Origin of the sequence: Halothermothrix orenii H 168 (genome assembly GCF_000020485.1) — a bacterium.
Lineage (GTDB): Bacteria > Bacillota > Halanaerobiia > Halanaerobiales > Halothermotrichaceae > Halothermothrix > Halothermothrix orenii.
This window is the reverse complement of sequence record NC_011899.1, coordinates 375,723-395,288: the sequence shown is the minus strand read 5'-3', so window position 1 is coordinate 395,288 and position 19,566 is coordinate 375,723. Positions and strand designations below refer to the sequence as shown.

Annotated in this window: 21 protein-coding genes; 5 read left to right on the top strand and 16 right to left on the bottom strand. The window is 37.0% G+C overall.

The features are described 5' to 3' along the window. Positions 1 to 5: 5 nt before the first annotated feature. From HORE_RS12270 to HORE_RS02015, 9 genes are all read right to left on the bottom strand, one after another. The gene (locus HORE_RS12270; protein ID WP_050748589.1) at positions 6 to 326 is read right to left on the bottom strand and encodes a DUF421 domain-containing protein; all 321 of its coding nucleotides are present in this window, start codon (positions 324 to 326) and stop codon (positions 6 to 8) included. Between the two features lie 272 nt (positions 327 to 598). Further along, on the bottom strand, positions 599 to 781 hold the full coding sequence (locus tag HORE_RS02045) for a Sec-independent protein translocase subunit TatA/TatB (RefSeq protein WP_012635330.1): 183 nt from the start codon (positions 779 to 781) through the stop codon (positions 599 to 601). An 18-nt stretch (positions 782 to 799) separates the two neighbouring features. Beyond that, positions 800 to 1,549 carry a C-GCAxxG-C-C family protein gene (locus HORE_RS02040; RefSeq protein ID WP_012635329.1) on the bottom strand — a complete coding sequence of 250 codons (750 nt, stop codon included), beginning with the start codon at positions 1,547 to 1,549 and terminating at the stop codon, positions 800 to 802. Positions 1,550 to 1,826: 277 nt separating this feature from the next. Beyond that, on the bottom strand, positions 1,827 to 2,519 hold the full coding sequence (tatC, locus tag HORE_RS02035) for a twin-arginine translocase subunit TatC (protein WP_012635328.1): 693 nt from the start codon (positions 2,517 to 2,519) through the stop codon (positions 1,827 to 1,829). Positions 2,520 to 2,536: 17 nt separating this feature from the next. Further along, the gene (locus HORE_RS12640) at positions 2,537 to 2,686 is read right to left on the bottom strand and encodes a CcmD family protein (RefSeq protein ID WP_167935748.1); all 150 of its coding nucleotides are present in this window, start codon (positions 2,684 to 2,686) and stop codon (positions 2,537 to 2,539) included. Position 2,687: 1 nt separating this feature from the next. Next, positions 2,688 to 3,365 carry a cytochrome c biogenesis protein gene (locus HORE_RS02030; protein WP_012635327.1) on the bottom strand — a complete coding sequence of 226 codons (678 nt, stop codon included), beginning with the start codon at positions 3,363 to 3,365 and terminating at the stop codon, positions 2,688 to 2,690. 14 nt (positions 3,366 to 3,379) lie between these two features. Then, complete coding sequence (locus HORE_RS02025; protein ID WP_012635326.1) at positions 3,380 to 4,054, bottom strand: heme exporter protein CcmB; 675 nt, start codon at positions 4,052 to 4,054, stop codon at positions 3,380 to 3,382. Beyond that, positions 4,051 to 4,689, bottom strand: coding sequence for a heme ABC exporter ATP-binding protein CcmA (ccmA, locus tag HORE_RS02020; RefSeq protein ID WP_012635325.1), 639 nt, complete (start codon positions 4,687 to 4,689; stop codon positions 4,051 to 4,053). The genes HORE_RS02025 and ccmA overlap by 4 nt, the downstream gene beginning before the upstream one ends. Next, positions 4,677 to 6,509: a heme lyase CcmF/NrfE family subunit gene (locus HORE_RS02015; protein ID WP_167935747.1), complete on the bottom strand. Its 1,833-nt coding sequence runs from the start codon at positions 6,507 to 6,509 to the stop codon at positions 4,677 to 4,679. The genes ccmA and HORE_RS02015 overlap by 13 nt, the downstream gene beginning before the upstream one ends. A 1-nt stretch (position 6,510) precedes the next feature. Between HORE_RS02015 and HORE_RS12865 the strand changes: the two genes are divergently transcribed. Continuing rightward, on the top strand, positions 6,511 to 6,681 hold the full coding sequence (locus HORE_RS12865; protein WP_167935746.1) for a hypothetical protein: 171 nt from the start codon (positions 6,511 to 6,513) through the stop codon (positions 6,679 to 6,681). On the opposite strand, the gene HORE_RS02010 is transcribed toward HORE_RS12865, so the two are convergent. Together HORE_RS02010 and HORE_RS02005 are read right to left on the bottom strand one after the other, a co-directional pair. Continuing rightward, the gene (locus HORE_RS02010; protein ID WP_012635323.1) at positions 6,656 to 7,042 is read right to left on the bottom strand and encodes a cytochrome c maturation protein CcmE; all 387 of its coding nucleotides are present in this window, start codon (positions 7,040 to 7,042) and stop codon (positions 6,656 to 6,658) included. The genes HORE_RS12865 and HORE_RS02010 overlap by 26 nt on opposite strands. A gap of 277 nt (positions 7,043 to 7,319) precedes the next feature. Next, positions 7,320 to 7,985, bottom strand: coding sequence for a TetR/AcrR family transcriptional regulator (locus HORE_RS02005; protein WP_012635322.1), 666 nt, complete (start codon positions 7,983 to 7,985; stop codon positions 7,320 to 7,322). A gap of 240 nt (positions 7,986 to 8,225) precedes the next feature. On the opposite strand from HORE_RS02005, the gene HORE_RS02000 reads away from it, so the two are divergent. From HORE_RS02000 to HORE_RS01985, 4 genes are read left to right on the top strand one after another with little or no spacing between them, the layout of a single operon-like run. After that, complete coding sequence (locus HORE_RS02000; protein WP_012635321.1) at positions 8,226 to 8,873, top strand: TetR/AcrR family transcriptional regulator; 648 nt, start codon at positions 8,226 to 8,228, stop codon at positions 8,871 to 8,873. Next, a complete protein-coding gene (locus HORE_RS01995; protein ID WP_012635320.1) occupies positions 8,866 to 9,720 on the top strand; it encodes an ABC transporter ATP-binding protein in 855 nt (284 codons plus the stop codon). Before HORE_RS02000 ends, HORE_RS01995 begins: the two co-directional genes overlap by 8 nt. Next, the gene (locus HORE_RS01990) at positions 9,720 to 10,766 is read left to right on the top strand and encodes an ABC transporter permease (RefSeq protein ID WP_012635319.1); all 1,047 of its coding nucleotides are present in this window, start codon (positions 9,720 to 9,722) and stop codon (positions 10,764 to 10,766) included. Before HORE_RS01995 ends, HORE_RS01990 begins: the two co-directional genes overlap by 1 nt. Positions 10,767 to 10,768: 2 nt before the next feature. Then, positions 10,769 to 11,770 carry an ABC transporter permease gene (locus HORE_RS01985; protein WP_012635318.1) on the top strand — a complete coding sequence of 334 codons (1,002 nt, stop codon included), beginning with the start codon at positions 10,769 to 10,771 and terminating at the stop codon, positions 11,768 to 11,770. Between the two features lie 135 nt (positions 11,771 to 11,905). Here HORE_RS01985 and HORE_RS01980 read toward each other — a convergent pair whose 3' ends face one another. From HORE_RS01980 to HORE_RS01965, 5 genes are all read right to left on the bottom strand, one after another. Then, on the bottom strand, positions 11,906 to 12,853 hold the full coding sequence (locus tag HORE_RS01980) for an arsenic resistance protein (RefSeq protein ID WP_012635317.1): 948 nt from the start codon (positions 12,851 to 12,853) through the stop codon (positions 11,906 to 11,908). 317 nt (positions 12,854 to 13,170) lie between these two features. Beyond that, positions 13,171 to 14,427 carry a hypothetical protein gene (locus tag HORE_RS01975; protein ID WP_050748588.1) on the bottom strand — a complete coding sequence of 419 codons (1,257 nt, stop codon included), beginning with the start codon at positions 14,425 to 14,427 and terminating at the stop codon, positions 13,171 to 13,173. 3 nt (positions 14,428 to 14,430) lie between these two features. Continuing rightward, the gene (locus HORE_RS12770) at positions 14,431 to 14,736 is read right to left on the bottom strand and encodes a hypothetical protein (protein ID WP_050748587.1); all 306 of its coding nucleotides are present in this window, start codon (positions 14,734 to 14,736) and stop codon (positions 14,431 to 14,433) included. A 54-nt stretch (positions 14,737 to 14,790) separates the two neighbouring features. After that, positions 14,791 to 17,865: a glycoside hydrolase family 31 protein gene (locus HORE_RS01970; RefSeq protein WP_012635316.1), complete on the bottom strand. Its 3,075-nt coding sequence runs from the start codon at positions 17,863 to 17,865 to the stop codon at positions 14,791 to 14,793. A 170-nt stretch (positions 17,866 to 18,035) separates the two neighbouring features. Then, entirely contained in the window at positions 18,036 to 19,529 is a 1,494-nt protein-coding gene (locus tag HORE_RS01965) for a hypothetical protein (RefSeq protein WP_012635315.1), read from the bottom strand. Positions 19,530 to 19,566 lie beyond the last annotated feature (37 nt).

The window sequence follows — 19,566 nt, the reverse complement described above, 5'->3', positions numbered from 1 at the left end:
CTTACTTATGTTTTTTCTAAAATTTTTCCATTCTGGATGACAACAGTTGGGGTTCCATGAAATATTTTATTGAGCAGTCTTGATTTCATGGATATAAAGCCAATAACCAGGCTCCAGAAAAACCAGGTTAACAGGCCCACTAAAGTTGGTCCAAAATCATTAACAGCGATAATTGTTAAAGAACTGGCAATTGACCCAGCTGTAATGGCTACGATATAATCAAGGAAGGTCAACTGGGCAATCTGTTGTTTTCCACTTATTCTTGCCAGAAATAGAATTGCGAAAAAACCAACTGAACCCTGCCAAAATACCCTGAAATATTCCATGTATATCTTCCTTTTTATTTGTGTTATTTGATATTATTAATTATTATTAGATAAAAATATAATTTAATTCACAGGTAAAAATCATCCTTTACTATTTTAGTTTTGTAGATATCGATATAATTTATTTTAATGATTGATATTTTTATTTTTGCTTACATAATCTTGTTAACATGACTCTACCCATCATTATGGCTAACATCTTCTTTTAAAATATAAAAATCCATGTCGTAAACAAAAACGGAAAGGCTAACACCTTTCCGTTTTATATATCTCTATTTTTCTTCCTTATCATCACTTTTGATATTTACTGTTTCTTCTGCTTCTTTGGCAGCAGATTTAAATTTACTTATACCTTTACCGATCGCTTCCCCGATTTCTGGAATCTTTCCCGGGCCAAATATTATCAGGGCAATAAATAAAACAAGAATTAATTCTACTGGTCCCATTCCAAACATTTTTATATTCCCCCTCTATTAGTGTCCCTCATGGCAATCCAGGCAGTCCATCTTACCCCTGGTATCTTTTAAATCACCGGCAACATGACAGTTCATACATTCCTGGGCTTCTTTAGGGATTGTATATGTAGCAACAAATTTACCTGCCAGCTGGGCATTGAGCAGTTCTGCTGCCTTCGCTGTTGTATCGCCAGTTAACAGGCCACATCTTTTTGATCTCTTTTTAGAATCTGCCTTTAATCCTGATGCCTCACACCAGTTACTCACAGAAGAATGGCATAATGGGGTACCAGCTACACTATTTACCTCACTATTAAGGGGTAAGGGGGTTTCACTATACCAGCCAAATAGTTCATTTACTAACGCCATGGTGATTTTGCTTCTGCCATAAACAAGGGATATTGCTGCAGAGCCTCCGTTTACTGCCCCACACAGGGTAGCCCAGCCGGCTCCCCCGCCTGCTCCGAACCATAAAACCTGGGAAGGCACATTACTAAAGGGTGCCCCCAGCTCTTCAACCAGGGCCCTGAAGGAAGCTTCGGCACAATGATTACCTTCATGATAGTACTGGGTAGCCTTTTTCCTGACAGTTTCAACATTTAATTTTTTAGCAAAGTATTTTGTCCATGGGTATTCAGGTAATTTTTCAGCCTTTACCTCAGAATCAAGGAGACTCAAACCCGAACCTGCCAGAACAGCTCCGGCCGCCAGACCGCCGACAGTTGTTAAAAACTGTTTCCTGGAAATTTTATTATTCTTTTCTTCCACTACTCTACACCTCCAGTTTTTTATTCCTCTTTCTTCACAGACAGTTTTTCTCCCATATACTGATTAAATATTTCTCCCGCTGACCGGTTATATATTTCATTTTATGACTCTGTTTATAACCCCACCTCCTTTTATACATTTATTTTTAATATATTTACAGGATAACAATTAATTAACCCCTTCTATACACGGCTGTTAACACAAATGCAGTAATGTATCTTTCAGGGGAACAATTAGTGAAAACCCCCTCATATATAATTTTTGGGGAAAATGCTATCTATTCTATAATCCTTGCCCATATAATACTGACTTCATATAACAGGATTAATGGTAAGGCCATCATTACCTGGGAAATAACATCAGGAGGGGTAAGGATAGCCGCCAGAATAAAAATGATTAGCAGGACATACTTCCTCTGTTTTTTTAAAAATTTATGATCGATTAAATTCAACTTTACCAGGGGTATTATTATTATAGGCATCTGAAAAATAAGACCAAAAGGGATCATAACCCCGGTAACAAATGAAATAAACTTACCCAGCGAAAACATGGGATTGAGGCTATCTGTGGCAAACCTCATTAAGAATTTAAGCCCAAACCTGACTACTACAAAGTAACCAAAAATAAGCCCACCGGCAAAAAATAAACATGATAGTGGAACAAGCCATGAAATAAACTTTTGTCTGTTTTCCGTAAAGGCAGGGCTGATAAACCTCCATATCTGATAGATAATAAAAGGAAAGGCCAGTAAAAGACCACTGAAGAAAGCAACTTTTAGTTGGGTAAAAAAGGCTTCTGTGGGGGCCAGGTATACTAATCTGGTTCCGACCGGTTTTGTTAAAAATTTAATAATATCAGGAACAAAAAAATATGAAGCTATGGAAAATATTAATACCAGTGATATAGATATAAGGATTCTTTTTCGGAGCTCTTCCAGGTGTTCTACAAAGGACATTTCGACCTCGGCCATATAAATAACCCCCCGTCTTAGAGGCTGTTACTGCCCTTAACCTTTTTGAGTCTTTCTTCCATTATTTCTAACTCCCGTTCCAGTCGAATCTGCTGTCTGTTTATAAAGAATATGTAACCCAGAATCAATAGCCAGATAAATCCATAGGCAATTACTAAGTAAGACAAGTTAATACCCTCCTATTCTTTCTTTTAATAAATCAATTTTATAAGCCAGCTTAATTCCCCTGCACCTTGTTTTGAGCAAATAAACATATAATAACGTAAAGGTAGCAAGACTGAAAAGAAGGGTAAATAACATTTCTCCGGTTATACTTATACCTGATGTTGAAATAACTACCGGGTGGATAGTCCGCCACCATCTTATAGAGAAAAAAACCAGGGGGACATTGATAAAGGCTATAATCCCGTAAACAGCTGCCAGTCGTTCTCTCTTTTCATTCTTTTCCCGGCCACCATGTAAGATAAGATAGGCTACATACATAAACCATAGAATAAGAGTTGTCGTTAACCTGGGATCCCAGGTCCACCAGGTATTCCAGACAGGCTTTGCCCATAAAGGACCGGTAATCAGGACTATACTTATAAAAACAACCCCTATCTCGGCAGAAGCCAGTGACAACTGACTCCACTTTTTCCGGCCACATCTGAGGTAGAGAATATTAGATGCAAAAACAACTGCCAGAGCCAGAAAACCAATCCAGGCAGACGCAACATGAAAATAAAATATCTTCTGAACCACCCCCATCACCTTTTCCAGGGGGGCATAGTAAAATATAAGATACAGGTTGGTTAACATTGTGAAAATAAGTATAATCAGAAGTATAGAATTAACCTTATCCTTCATGGCTTTACCCCCATTTAGTTTTCCATGATATAATCAAAGATAAATAATGGTATCAAAAAATGTATTAAATCAAAGAGAATCAGAAAATTAACCCACCGTACTGGAATATAACCTGCTATAAGTGAGGCTTTGGTACATTCAGTTACAGCAATAAAAAGGGGAATGGATAGTGGAAAAAGCAACACAGGTAATAAAAGCTTGGAGCCTCTAATCTGTAAAATAATTGAATTTAACAGGGTTCCTATCAGAGACAAGCCACAGCTCCCGAGAATTAATGTTAATAAAAAGAATCCGTAATTGAAGTCAAACCTGATATCGTTAAATATTATGTACAGCGGTATTATAATTGCTTCTACAACAAATAACAGGGTTAAGTTACTTATAACCTTGGCAAAGAATATACAGCTCCAGTCACCTACAGCCATTATTAATGCTTCATGGGCTTTATTCTCCTTTTCAAAATCAAATGACCGGTTTACACCCAGGGTTACCGTAAACAGAACAACGACCCAAAGTAGTGAAGGAAAGATATTAATAGACTCCATATCGAGGTTTTGCAGGGAAAGACTGATGATAAAGGTAACCATTAATCCAAACACAATTGTCGAAGCCATGTTATCTATGCTTCTAAATTCACATTTTAAGTCCTTAAGATACAAAATCCAGAGATTTTTAAAGTAGGAGTTCATATGTTGTCCCCACCTTCAACCAGTTCTCCCCTTTCAAGTCTATACTTTCTATAGTTAATTCCGGTCAGAAAAGCAGATTTATGGGTGACAAGGACCTGTAATTTCCCATCATTCTGTTGTTTTTTAAGTATATCTATCAGTAATTTTTGCCCCTCCCTATCGAGTCCGGTAAATGGTTCATCATAGAGGATTAAATCAGGTTGTGGTAAAAGTAACCTGGCCAGGGCAAGGCGCTGTTTCATCCCCCGGGACAGGTTAGCAACCCTCTCATATTTATTAAAGTAAAGATTCACTTTTTTCAGGAGTCCTTCAACTTTTTCATCATTAAAACAACCATATAACCTGCCAAATGTCTCCAGGTTTTCATAGACTGTCATCAAATTATAAAGCATTGTTTGATGCCCGAGATACCCTATACGCGAATCCCCGATTTTACAGGGTTTGTTGTCAATCAAAATTTCCCCAGAAGTTTTGTTTGTTAGACCGGCCAAAATTCTTAAAAATGTTGTTTTACCAGCTCCATTTGGACCGATTAAGACAACAAGTTCCCCCGAGGATACCTCCAGGTTAATATTAGAAAGTATAGTTCTGTAACCAATCTTTTTTGTAAGTTGCTTTACTCTCAATACTTCCATCCCGGGCAACCCCTGCCTGACTTTGTTCCTTGCTGATAATCTATCTCCTGTCTTACTGGTAAAACAAGGACCACAACCCCGATACAGATAACCAGGGCTCCTGTCCATATTAATGATACCAGAGGGTATATATTTACCTCTATCCGGGCCTGGTCTCCATCCCAACCGGCTAAGTTAAAATAAATATCCTCATTTATTTTACTCATTAGACCTATTTCAGTATCCGGCTGGTCATGACCAGGGTAAAAAATTTTCTCTGAAGTAATATCACCCAGCCGCCTTTTTCCCCTATAAACCTGTAACTTTGCAATAACCCTGGTTTTTGTATAAAAAACCTTTCTGGTAAGCCCTTGATATTCAAAGCGGTAATTCTTTAAAACCATTTCCTCCCCTGGCCTTAACACCTGTAACTTTCCGTTCCCCAGAAGGGAGGAACCTGTAATCCCTATAACAATTAAAATTATACCGATATGTATTATATATGACCCAGGTTTTCGCTTATGTAATATAAATAATTTAATGATACTGGCCAGGAGGCTTTTATCGTTTTTGTATCTCAATTTTAAAATATCTATTATAAAATTCTGAATAATTGACCCGGAAGCAAAAATACAAATGGCGAAAGAAAAGGCCGCCAGACCGTGATTGTACTTAATTATTATTCCTATAAACATTACCACACCGGCCAGTAAAGGCAGGACAAACTCCTTTGCCTTCCACTTCCCCCCTTTTATAAGAGGGCATAATCCCATTAAAAAAACAATGAGTAACCAGAAAGGAACTGTAAACTGGTTATAAAAAACCTTGTTAAGGATTATTCTCCTTTCTACGAAAACCTCTGTTATGACCGGGAATAGTGTACCAAGTAAAACTCCTCCAAAGATAAACATAAGGAAAATGCCGGTTAAAATCAGAACTCCCTCTACTGAAAATAATTTTATATTAAGGTTGGTTTTTTTAAAATAATTGTATCTGGTAATTATAAGATAGATTACTAGTAAGACCAGAACTATTAATATAAACAAGAAATAATAACCAATTTTACCATTACTGAAGGCATGAACAGAATCCAGAAGACCACTTCTGGTTAGAAAAGTACCGAAGATAGTTAAAACAAAAGATAGTGATATTAAAATAAAATTCAAGAGTTTAACCCCACCAGCCCTTTTACGCAAAATAAGGTTATGTAACAGGGCTGTTGCTATTAACCAGGGAAACAGGGAGGCATTTTCTACCGGGTCCCATGCCCAGTATCCCCCCCAGCCAAGCTCTGTATAGGCCCATTTCCCTCCCGTAATAATACCTGCAGTTAACAGACCCCAGGAAAATAATACCCAGAGGCGAGACCGTTCAAGCCATAAATATTTTTTATCCCTCTGCCATACCCCGACAGTGGCCAACGAAAAAGGTACGATAAAACCACTGTAAGCTGCAAACAAAAACAGGGGATGAATTGCCATATAAATATTTTGAAGCATCGGATTTAATCCCTGGCCAAAATATGGAGCTGGAGCAGAAATTTTAAAGGGGGATGCCGGACCAGTAAGTACTGCCATAAAAAACAACCTGATGACATTAATAATACCTGTAACCGCAATGTCATAATTTTCTTTACCAAAATGCTTATTAAGTTGAACTATAAGTCCAGTTAACGACATGAAAAATAGCCACAATAGTAATGAACCAGACTGTCCGGCCCACAGGGCACTTATTTTATAAATTAAAGGTAGATCTCGACTGGTGTATCTAACAACATATTCATAATTAAAATTACTCCTGATAAGGGCTTTCAATAATATAACTACTGCAACTGTTACCATAATGATTGATAAAAAATTAGACAGCCGGGAAACCCTTATGAAAAGACCGGCCTTCTCTTCCTTCCAGAAACATATAACGGCTGTTATTATTGATATAACAGTAAAAATAGAGGCCAGTAGTATAGATAAGTCACCAGTTGAAATCATTATTCTTCTCCCTTTTCATATTTAGATGGGCACTGTAGCATAAGTTTTGTGACCCTGAATACATCATTTTCAATAAATTTACCCTCTACAATCACTTCCCGGGAGTGTTTAAAATTATCCGGAACTACTCCGGAATAGATCATTTTTAAATTATGCTGACCATCTGTCAAAGTAAATTTAAGTTCTGAGAGATCCGGGGACCATTTAACACTGTCTTTAATAAGATTACCTTTAATTCTGAGATGCTGTCTGATACCTTCTAATCCTCTGGCCTCAGATATGGTATAATAATATGTTGCTGAATTGTTAAAACTTATATATGTTGTGTATGAAACCACTAAAACAATTATTAATGTGAGAATAATAACTTTTGTTTTAGTTTTCATATTATCCTTCCCCAGTCAATTAATTGTTATAAAACCTGTATTACTGAACAATTGATTTTAACCGTACCTTATTTCACAAAGTTTTGTACTTTTTTACATAACTATTATATATTTTCTATATTATATTTTAATAATCCTTCAATTTTCTCTATTTTATTAAAAATATAAATTTAAATAATAATAATATTAACCAGAACATGGAAAAATATCCATTGTTTACTGACATAAAATATTCATGAAAAAAGTTTTTAAAAAAAATAGGTGCTGTTCCCAGCACCTATTTTCTGCCCTCCAACCCGGTCTGAAGCACCTTAACCATTTCATCCAGGATCTTTTCCAGTTCTTCCTCACTTACCGGAATTCTGATCTTCCCTTCTTTTATTACCTCTTCATATGAAAAATCATATTTCATTCCCAGATATTCTGAAAGATATATGGACACCCGATTAACTATAAAACTTATCAGATCAAGATCAACATCATCCCTTATCTGCCCCTTCTCCCGGGCCTTTTTTATAAAATCTTTCATGTAATTATCAGAACTCCTTATTAACCTGTCTGCCAGGTTTCCTATTTTTTTACTTGTTTCCCGCATGGCATTAAGAATTAGATTGCTGTAGTGGAGATGGGTCAGATCAAACTTGAGTCCAACCAGATGCATCTCTTTCAACAGCTGAAAAAAGTCTTTTTTTCCGGTATCAAAATCTATATTATCTGAAATATAATTAAATTTCTTTTCACTGGCCAACTCCACTAGATATAAGTAAAGTTCTTTCTTATTTTTAAAATATTGATACATACTTCCTTTGGCAATACCGGCTTTTTCTACAACTCTACTGAGTGATGCAGAATTGTAATCATACCTGGCAAACTCTTCAACTGCTATATTAATTATTCTATTTCTTTTTTCCTCCGATAAATTAAAAAAAGTTTCCCGGGGCATTCCTCTCACTCCCTACCACAATTGACTGTATAGTCATATTATAAGTGGTTAGTCCTATAACTGTCAAACAATTAATGTGACTATTGAGTCACTTTTTTTACTAAAAACCATTGACAGTGATTCTGGAATATGATAGCATGTGACTATGCAGTCATATGACTTTATAGTCACATGCTTTAAGTTATCTTTTTAACTTACCTTTTAAGGTTACTATTAATTTAATTGGTCAGGAGGTGAAAAATGCCCTTAAAGACATATTATAACCTTCCTGAAGAAAAACAAAAACGAATAATTAAAGCAGCTATTGCCGAATTTGCCAGTAACGGCTATCAAAAGGGTTCTATTCAGTCTATAGCTGACAGGGCCGGGATCTCTAAAGGGAGTATGTACCAGTACTTCACTAACAAGAAAGAGCTATTCCTCTACATATTTGATATAGCCATAGATAAGAAAATTAATGGTGTTAAAAATATTATTTCCAGATACAGGAAACTAACTATATATGAATTACTGGAAAAGGCTTTTGAAGATTCAATTAAATACGCCCGGGAATACCCTTCTCTCTATCAAATTTATACCCGGGCAATAAAGGGAGCACCCCGGGAAATTATTAACAGTCTTGATTTTAAAATAAAAACCGAAGGTTTATCGTTTTATCTAAAACTACTTACAGAAGCCAGGGAAAATGGGCAGGTCAGAGATGATATAAATCTGGAACTGGCAACATTTGTGGTCTTTACCCTCTGTAAGTACTTCGGTGAATATCTGGGCCAGAAAATACCCCGGAGTTCTGAAAAGGAAATAAAACATAATGTTAGGGATTTTTTAAAGGTCCTCAAAGAGGGTCTCTTACCACAAGAACATGAGGAGGTATGTAAAAATGATTGAAGTCAAGAATTTGTACCATGATTATACCGGTAGAGGGGAATATGCAGTTTATAATGTATCCTTTACCATGGAGAAGGGTGAAATATTTGGTTTTCTCGGACCCAGTGGTGCGGGCAAGAGTACAGTTCAAAATATAATGACCGGTCTTCTCAGACTCCAGCAGGGTAAAATTAATTATAACGGTAAATCCATTAACAAAATCAAAAATGAATTTTTTAATAAAATTGGTGTCTCCTTTGAACACCCAAACCTGTATACAAAACTTACCGGATATGAAAACTTAAAGTATTATGCTGGTCTTTTCTCGGTACCAACCGAAGACCCCATGAAACTACTGAATATGGTGGGCCTTGGTGATTCTGCATCCAAAAAAGCCGCTGATTATTCAAAGGGTATGAAGCAAAGACTGGTCTTTGCCCGGTCCCTTTTAAATAACCCGAAGATACTCTTCCTGGATGAACCCCTTTCCGGACTGGAGCCCAGTACAGCCAGTATCATTAAAGATATTATTATTGATATGAAAAAAAGAAGAACCATCATCTTTCTCACCACTCACAATATGTTTGTAGCCGAAGAACTATGTGATACCGTTGCTTTCATAAATGAGGGTAAAATTGTAGCCAGTGACTCTCCCAGAAATCTGAAATTAAAATATGGAGAAAAATCGGTAAAAGTAGAATACAGGGAAAATGGCAAAGTGAATTCTGAAGTATTGTTTATCGAAAATGATAAAGATAAAGACCGGTTAAACAAATTGATTAATACCAAAAAAATAGAAACAATTCATTCCCAGGAAGCAACCCTGGAACAGATTTTTATCAAACTAACAGGCAGGGGGCTTTCATAATGATTAAGCGCCTTACAAACTTATTTCAACAGGATTTAAAAGTGGCAGTGAGGAATTACTTTCATCTTGTTATCATAATTTTGGCATTGCTAATGGTTGTTGTAGTTAATTTCATTATTCCAGCTGAAGTTAAACTGACCCCAGGTGAAATTTTTCTTGACAATACACCCGGTAAGCAGGTCCAGAAATACCTGATGTCAGAAGGACTGGATAAAAATCGTTTTGTAAATAATCGTGAAGAATTATTTAAAAGGATTGAAGCTGACAGTAACACCCTGGGGGTTATCCTGGAGGGCACGGTTGACAATGCTACCTTCACTGTAATCGGCCAGGGACATGAATCCCGGGAGAGCGTAAATTTGCTCAAGGCAGCTCTGGCTTCTATCCTTGATCATATGAAGGGTACTGTGGACAGAACCAATCACAGGGTGGAGCGATTACATCCACAGAGTAAAAAAGTCCCCTTCAATAAACAGATGATACCTATATTTATTTTCACTGAAGTAATCATGCTGGGTTTTCTCCTGGTTGCAGTTATGGTCTTTCAGGAAAAAAAAGAAGGTGGTGTCAGGGCTTATAGGGTAAGTCCGGGAGGAACCCTTGAATACATTTTGAGTAAAGTAGGTACCAACCTGTTATTAGCATTATTATTTGCAGTAATACTGATTGTCCTTACCCTGGGGCTAGAGGTTAATTTTATCAGCCTCCTGATTACAATTATTCTGGCCAATATCTTCATGACTCTGATTGGTTTAACCATTAGTGTCTTTTTCAAAAACCTTGAAGAATTTATATTCGTCGGTATCTTATTTTTATCAATATTTGCCCTACCGATGGTTTCCTATTTAACACCTTCTTTTGCACCACCATTTATAACCTGGATACCCTCTTACCCGGTTCTTTTCGGACTCAGGGAAATATTATTCCCCACCGGCAGGGCAGGTTTTATATCCTCCCTGAACTGGATGCTGGTAGTAGAAAACCTGATAGTTTTAGCAATAAGTTACCTGGCTGTCCACCGAAAACTTATGAGGGAGGATAAATAGATATGTTTAAGAAAATAATAAACCTGATTAAAAAAGATTTAATAAATGGCCTCAGAAATAACATGGTTATTTATATGTTATTATTTCCTCTGGTGCTGGCCCTGGGGATGAGTTTTTTCATTCCCAGTGTCACCGAAGTAGAGGTTACCATTGCCGTTGACTCCGGTGTTGACCAGTGGGTTATCAACCGCTTAGAAGATTATGGAAAGGTAGAACTATATGATTCACCTGAGGCGGTAAAAGAAAGGGTGAAAAGGCTTGATGACATCTCTGGCATTATTAAAGATGAAGATGAGTATGTGGTTTTAATTGAAGGCAATGAACCAGAAGAAACGGTTGATATGGCCAGGGCTGTCATGAACATGGTTTTATCTGATGAACAGCCTGCCGATTTTAAATATAAAAGCCTGAACAAGGAAACTTCTATGATGCAGGAAGTAATGGGAAGCATCCTTATGTTAACCGCTATCCTGGTATCGGGCCTGGTTATAGGCATGAATATAATTGATGAAAAAGAAACAGGTGTAATCAACGCCCTGACCGTATCACCACTAAAACTACGTGATTTTATTATTTCCCATACCACAGTAGCCCTTATTAGCGGGATAATAATTTCAGTTTTATCATTATTAATCCTGGTCGGGACATCCATTAATTATATTCAGGTTATCTTGGGTACTATCTGTACCATGGGTATAGGTATTGCCTGGGGCTTTTTAATAGGTGGTATTGCTGATAATCTAATGTCCGGGATAGCGGTTATCAAAGGCACTATGCTGTTTTTAATAGGTATACCCATCGGCTCTATCTTTGTCCCGGCTAACTTTAGATGGATTTTATACCCCTTTCCCAACTACTGGGCCTTTCAGGTCTACCGCAATATCTTGAATGGTGGTAAACAGTGGGTCAGCTTCAGTTCTTCAGCCTGGATTACTCTGGCCTTTGGTTTAATACTATTATTGGCTTTAAGCCCGATGCTCAAAAAAAGGTTAAATCTAAAATAAACCACAATATTTACACCATGATATTAAAATTAACATTAAAAGTAGCATATCCTAAATTAGCCGCCCACAATAATATCCGGGCGGTTAATTTAATTGTTATAACAAACTCATAGTTAAGGTCTCCTAAAACAAAATTTATTTAACGGTCTTTAAATAATTCATATAAAATGCCCCGATCGGTACCTGAACTACATAAGCAAGAGCAATAATAAATACCGCTAAACCTCCAAAAGTATTTATAGTTAAACCCAGGGCTAGAGTTAGGTTTCTCATAACGGTACTATAAACAAAAGCGATTTTATTACCATTATTGGGTAATTTTTGTCCAATTTTATTACTGATAATTAAAATCAGGGTATAAAATATCAACAGGGGAATTATAGAAACAATCACCAATTTTAAATCTCCAAGTATAGTTTTGCTTTTTAAAGCCATAGCAACAAAGACTATTATAATAACACCAAGGGCACTTACTCCACCAAGTTCAGGTTTTACCTCTTTATACTTTTCCATTCCATATTTCTCAATTATAAACCTTCTGGTTAAATCACCTAATAATAAGGGAACTACTACTACTTTTAGCAAACTTTTTATTATAAACATCATGTTAATTGCTATCATCTCACCAATAAATACTTTTACATAAACAGGTATAATTAAAATTGAAATCAATAAGTTTACGGATATCATGGTTAAAGAAGATTTTATGTTCCCTTTAGCTAATCCGGTCCATGGTGCTGTCATACCACTGGTTGGTATTAATGAAATAATAATCAAACCGGTTAATAATTGATGAAATGATCCCAGAAATATTTTTCCCAGTAAATATGCAACAAATGGAGAAAATATAAAATTAATAAGCAGGCTTAATATTATAGGTTTTGGATTTGATAAGTTGGTAAAGACCTCACCTACATTTATATTAATCATCATGGGATAAATCATTAAGATAAGAACCGGGGTAATAAAACTCTTAAGATACTGGACATCATTAAAATAACCATAATATAACCCTGATACCATCATCAATAAAATTAAATATGGTAAATTATCCTTAATAAAATTTGTAACTTTTTTAATCATACTTTTTATCCTCCTATCCTAATGAATACTTATTTTAATATATTGCTAAATGAAAACCATTATCATTAAACTGTCTAAAAATACTTGTATGAGATCCATACATACACTATATTTTAATAACTAAAATTATCTTTACCGTTAACCAATTTACAAAATAAATAAACCCTACACTATAAAACAAACACTGATTATATACTATAAAACCTTCACTCCAATATAATTAAAAACTCCTAAAACACAAAAAAAAAGGTGCCTCAATAGAGGCACCTTCCGGTCAGAATTAAAAACCTGTTCAATCAGGTAAAAGCACTGCCAGCTTACACTTCACTGAACTGATTTGCATCACCTGTCTGTACACCCTTGATACTCTTTAAATAATAGGTAATACTTATAACCCCCATAACAAGATACATTACTACAAAAGGAAGTGATTCCGGAGCAAGCCAGGTTACCTGTGGTGAATGAATAAGACCAACAGCTGAAGAGAAAGAAAGAGCAAGGGAATAACCCGCAGCATGTACAAATTTTTTATCTGTAATACTGACCAGTAAAGCAGCCAGCAATAAGCTACTTAGAAAAGCCCCCTGTGACAGGGCCAGTACCCCTTTTATGGGAAATGATGCTTTCCCAAAAGCTTCTAAACCTACTGTAGCTAGATCGGTATCAACTGCTGTAAGGGCTGCATTAACGCCGGTTTCAAGGTATTGGGCAATCAGGGGTATAAATGCTAGCATAATGCCCCCAATATGTTTTCTGGGGGATTCCGAAAAGGTCTGAACTGACATGGAAAAACCTACAAATACAAGGATAGGCATAACCACCTGGAAAGGTATCAGGGCAGACAGAACACCGACAGTTCCTGTCAGGCCAACCAATAAATAGGTAATTCCATTAAATACACTATATCCTGCCCGGGCCCCCAGCTCCTTCCAGCTGGGATGACCGTAATAAACCGTTGTTGGAAATGGGTTACCGAAAAATGAACCAATAATTGTTCCCACTCCATCCATGGTCATAGAAGTCTTTACAGGGTATTTATCCCCGGCTACCGCCGCACTTTCCAGCCCCTGAAGAGTTGTCAGGAAATTGGCTAGTTGAAGGGGGATGACAATAGGTAAATAATCAACAATATTTTTTAAACCAAGGAATACATCCCTACCAGAAAATACCGGTGTATTTATTTTCAGATCCTTTAGAGCATCAACAACAGCCTGACCATCCATACTCCCCATACTCCAGGCCAGAATGGTACCTGCAATAATAGCTAAAAGCCCGGGTGATAAATTATATGGTGTCTTCCATTTCCCGAAATAGGCTATTAATGTAATAAACAGTGGAACAATAGCCATCCATGGTTTATCAAATATATTTAATAAACCGACCAGGGATAACCAGATCATTGCTCCGGCTGCCAAGTTTCCTAGCAGGGCGGCTCTGGGTATAATCTTAATAAGTTTTTTACCAATAAAAGCACCCAGTATTTCAATTAACCCCCCGATAAGACAGGCTGCCAGGCCTACCTGCCAGGCCAGGACAGGGTCATTGGTTTGCCAGTAAACTGGACCAATGATCATAAATCACCAACCAAATACCTGCCCAGCCCCAACCCCGTAGGGCTGAGCAGTAGTATCCTGCCTCCCTTCTTTTTTTGCCAGACGATAGGCTTCATAGGCATACCATAGATTTCCGAAAAGGGTGGCCATCGCCAGTCCCGGTAAAATACGTCCAACGACAATCTCTGTGGGCATACCAAAAGCAAAAATCATTATCCCGGTCATGGAAAGTACTTTTGACATTCCATCAAATAACAACCCAAAAAAGGCATCTATATCGCCTCTGGTTACCCAGTGGTATCCTCTAAACTTGGCCAGAGTTAACTTCAAGCCTACACCTCCTTATTTGTGAGGAGAAGTATAAGGAAAAATCCCTCATCTTGTTTAGAAACTCTTGACAGTCTCATCTATCTCTTTGTCCAGGGTAAGAACCTGGGCTGACAGACCAAATTCCCTTCCAGTAAAAGGACGGGGAGATTTCCACTGAACATTAGCTTCCAGTAAATTTACACCTTTTTCAAGTTCAATTAAAATATCTTCTTCGATAGTATATCGGGAATTTTCATGTATTTTTTCTCCATTGAGATAGAAAGTAGACCCTTCATCTGCTCTGATACGTAAGTAAGCTTTTTTATTTTCCGGTGACAGAATATTTACCCGGGCATAACCATAACCAATTTTCTGGATAATTTCTATAAAATCAACAGGGTTTATACCGTTTTCCTGCATATTCAGGTATTTATACAGGTAAATATAACCCCAGGGGTTTGAATCTAAGGCCGGTGCAAAATTTAAGTCATCCTTATCAATCTCCTCATATTTGGAAACAGCATAGCGCCAGTTTTTCAAATAACCATTTCCCAGGGTTATTATCTTTTTATCCAGAACCTTACCTGTCCTCTGATCTTCTATAGCTACCTCAATCTTCTCTTGCTGAGGCATTTTATCTTTAAAAGGTTTAAAGGGGAAAACTGAAGTATAAGTATCTTCAACCTGAATTTTACGATATAGATATTCTGCAGACTCTTCCACTTTAACATTACTGGAGAAATCAAGGGATTCAGGTAGATCGATTTGTGCTTTTACATAATAATGGTCTGGTTTTTCAATTCTAATTCTTAAATTCTGTGGTTCATTTAAATTGTTTTTAATAGATAAGTTGGCATAAAAGTCACCATTATACTCTGAATGGGTGACATCAACATCCATTTCTACATTAACCACTTGTATATTACTTTCTTTTCCTTCCTGTAAAGATATGTTAATAGTCTCACCAATGGTATAGTCAACTGTCCTGGTATATTTTTTATTGTTTTTATAATATACAATTTCTAATTCCCTGTTTGTATTTTCTTCTTTATATTTATGCTGCAGGGTGCTTACTGTTAACTGGTTATCTTTTTTCTCCAGTTTTATGAGATTATAACTACCATCTTCATAACCATAACTTGTTCCGTCATCTTCATAAATGTATTCTGTTGTTGAACCCTCTCCATAGATTAACAACTGATATTTATCATAAATATCTTTTACATCTTCTTCCGGTTCTGTAGTAAGAATAATACTGCCGTCTTTTACATAAAGAGGTATCCTGTCAATAGGTGCATATGCCTTATAGGTTTCTCCTCCATAATACATTGTCCCTTTATAGAAATCATACCATTTTCCAGCCGGCAGATATACATCGATCTCCCTGACATCAGGTTCAACTACAGGGCAGACCAGTATATCCCCAAAGAGATACTGATACTCCCTTTCTATAGCTTTTTCATCCTGTGGGTAATCATAAATCAGGGGTCTAATAAATGCTTCGCCGTTTTGCTGCATTTGATACATCTTTTCATAAATATAGGGAATAAACCTGTATCTAAATTCGATTATCTTCTTAATGATCTTTTCATTAGATTCTCCCAGAGACCAGGGTTCATTTTCGGGTTTAACACCATGGACCCTGAATAACCCGGCAAATACACCCCACTGCAACCAGCGAACATATAATTCCGGAGTAAAGCGTTCATCGGTATGGAAACCACCTATATCAGTACAAACATATGGTTGTCCGGACACAGAGACAGTCTGAAGGGCCTTAATGTTACGACGATAAATTTCCCAGGTAGCAAAGATATCCCCTGTCCAGTATGCGGTATTGTAATTCTGTATCCCCAGGGCATTGGTACGGGCCAGACAGAAATTTCGGCTTCCGGTATTTTCCCGCTGGGCTTCCATGATATTTTTACTCCATAGCAGGGTATAGACATTATGGTAGACCTCTCTTTTACCGGCATATCCTTGTGTACCAGGTAAGTCTGATTCTGGTTCACCCATATCTGTCCACCATCCAGCTACACCTTCATCATATAGCTTTTGATAAAACTTCCACATGGCCTCCTTGGTAGCAGGATTAGTATGGTCGAAATAAGGCCGCCCCCCCTCGGGTACCTTTGACAGGCAACCTTTTTCACTCAATTCTTTATAATTTTTACTGGAATAATCGACAAAAGGATGGACAGCCAGTAAAATTTTAATACCCATATCCTTAAGTTTTTTGATGGTTTCAGCCATCTTTTCTGAGTAGTTTTCCCCATCCCAGTATAAATCTCCAAATTCTTTAAACCAGAGCCAGTCAATAACAATAACATCACAGGGTATTCCCTTTTCCCTCATTTTTCTGGCAATGTGTAAAATTTCTTCTTCACTCTTATATCTATTTTTACACTGGATATATCCCAATGACCATTTGGGCAAAAGACTGGGTTTACCTGTCAGCTGGTAATACTTTTGTTCAATTTCAGCCATATCTCCCAATAAGATATAAAAATCCAACTGTTCCTCTTCCCAGCCCAGAATAGTTAATTGATCTTCAGCATTTACACAGGCCTTCTCTTCCCAGTCAAAAGGAGTTTCAGCCATTACTTCATGGGCAATTGGTTTTGGCTGGATCTCTCCTTTTCCGAAAACAAAACGGGAAGGATAGGTTGTATCTAAATAAAGGCCATAACCCTGATTGGATAAATAAAAAGGTACCGAGTTGGATCCAAGATAATCGTACCCATTCCACTCATTCCAGCATCTTCTTTCAATATCCTCTATATATAACTTGCCCTCTACATCCTGCCCCAGCCCTGTAAAAAGCTCATTTTCTTTAATGGACAGAGAAAGGCCTTTTTGCTTCTCATCTACCTTGCGGAAAAAGCTGTCATAACTCTCTAATACAATCTTCTGACGGGTTTTATCAAATATTTTAAAACTTTCTCTGTCTTTATTTATTTCAAGATTATACCTTTCTGAAACAGGGATTATCTCCCGACTATCAACCTGATGATAATCGATTGATTTAAGAACTTTCTCTCCCCCTGTTACCCTTAAAAAGGGTGATTTATTATTTTTATCCTGAATTTGAATATGCAACACTTCACCTTCAAGAATATTGAAAACAACATTATAGTTGTCCAGGTGCATTTATTATCCCCTCTCTTCCGTTTATTATCGTATGTCTTTTATCATTGTCTTTAATAACCTTAAAATAAAATATGAGCAGGGTATAGTATTATAGCTGATTGTTCTAGAAAGTTAAAGGGGAGTACAGGCCCGGAAACCTATACTCCCCGCTAAATTATACCTTATATCAATTATGATTGAACTTCCTCTTCATAACTTATGTTGCCTTTTTTAGCGAAGAAGTAAGTTATTGCCGCAATAATCAGGTAAGCAATGGCCGGCTTCCAGGCATCCATGGTGAAATTAATTCCATTGAAAGCACCGGATTCAGTTAGTTTAAAATTAATAATAAAGTTGGGTGTATGCATTAATCCCAGTAATGATAAGAGGGCTCCTACTAGAAAACTAAAGGAAACTTTTTTCCATTCGTTTTTAGCAATGTAAACCAAAACAGAACCCCAGACCAGAGAAATTAACATCGCTCCTTTAGCAATAAAATCTGGTGCTTTGGTAAGCTCGGCAATCGGAATAGCCATAGCCAGGGCCATAATACCATAATACCTGGCATCATAATTGGCAAAGGCAGACTGAGTAGAAGCAAGTCCGATGAAGATTAAGATAGGTAGTACAGCTCCCACAGGAATAAGACTGGTTACAATAGCAACAATACCTGTAACTGAAAGAAGTAAATACGCCAGGCCATGCAATATCTGATAACCTGTTCCTGCCTTTACTTCTTTCCAGGAAGGATATCCCCACCAGATACCAATACAGAAGGGGTTACCAAAGAAACCTGAAATTAGAGAAACAATATTAACCCCGATTAAAGACTGGCGAATATCATAGTCATCCCCTAATCCTCTGGCCTGCTCCAGACCCTGAATATTGGAGATTGTCTCCCCGAAACTAAACACAATAATGATTGGTAAGTATTTAACGGCTTCAATTAATCCTTTCATCAGGTAAGAAAAATACCCACCAGAAAAAATCACACCACCTGGTAAATAGATTCCAAAATTACTTAATGAATCTTTCAAAGCCCCTGCAGTTACAACATTAAGAACAAGACCTAATACAACACCAACTCCGACAGATAATAAAGCCGGGGATATTTTAAGCTTTACTTTTCCTAAATAAACACTCAGGATAATAAAAATAGATACCATGGAGATAATGGACATCTCAGGTGTTTTAAACATGTCATTAAAAGTAGATAGTGTCAACCAGGCTAAAGCCCCACCGGTTAATCCACCAAATAATGCTTCAGCAGGAATAATGTTAGCAATTTTTTTACCAACAAAAGCCATGATAATAGAAAGAATAGAACTTATAATATTAGCTCCAATTCCAACAAACAGGGCTAATTTTGCATCATTTGTTGCTTTATAAACAGGAATCATAATAGCAAACAACCAGACAAAAAACCGTCCTGCATTAATTCCCCCGGGAAGAGCTACAATATCTTTGTTCCCGGTTCTTTTCTTTGTTTGTTCTCCAAGCCACCAGAAAAAGAGTCCTGCCAGAACAATAGCTAAACCAATAGAAGGTAGAAGTTGTTTAAATACAGTATCTGCCCCTAACAGAGGTGTTAAAACAACTACCCCGGTAATAATCTTGGGCATACCATCAAACAAAACACCAAAAAACGCATCTGTGTCTCCTTTTTTCAACTGAAATGGATTCATTTTTTAACCCCCTTAATGTAATCTATGTTCTCGCGCA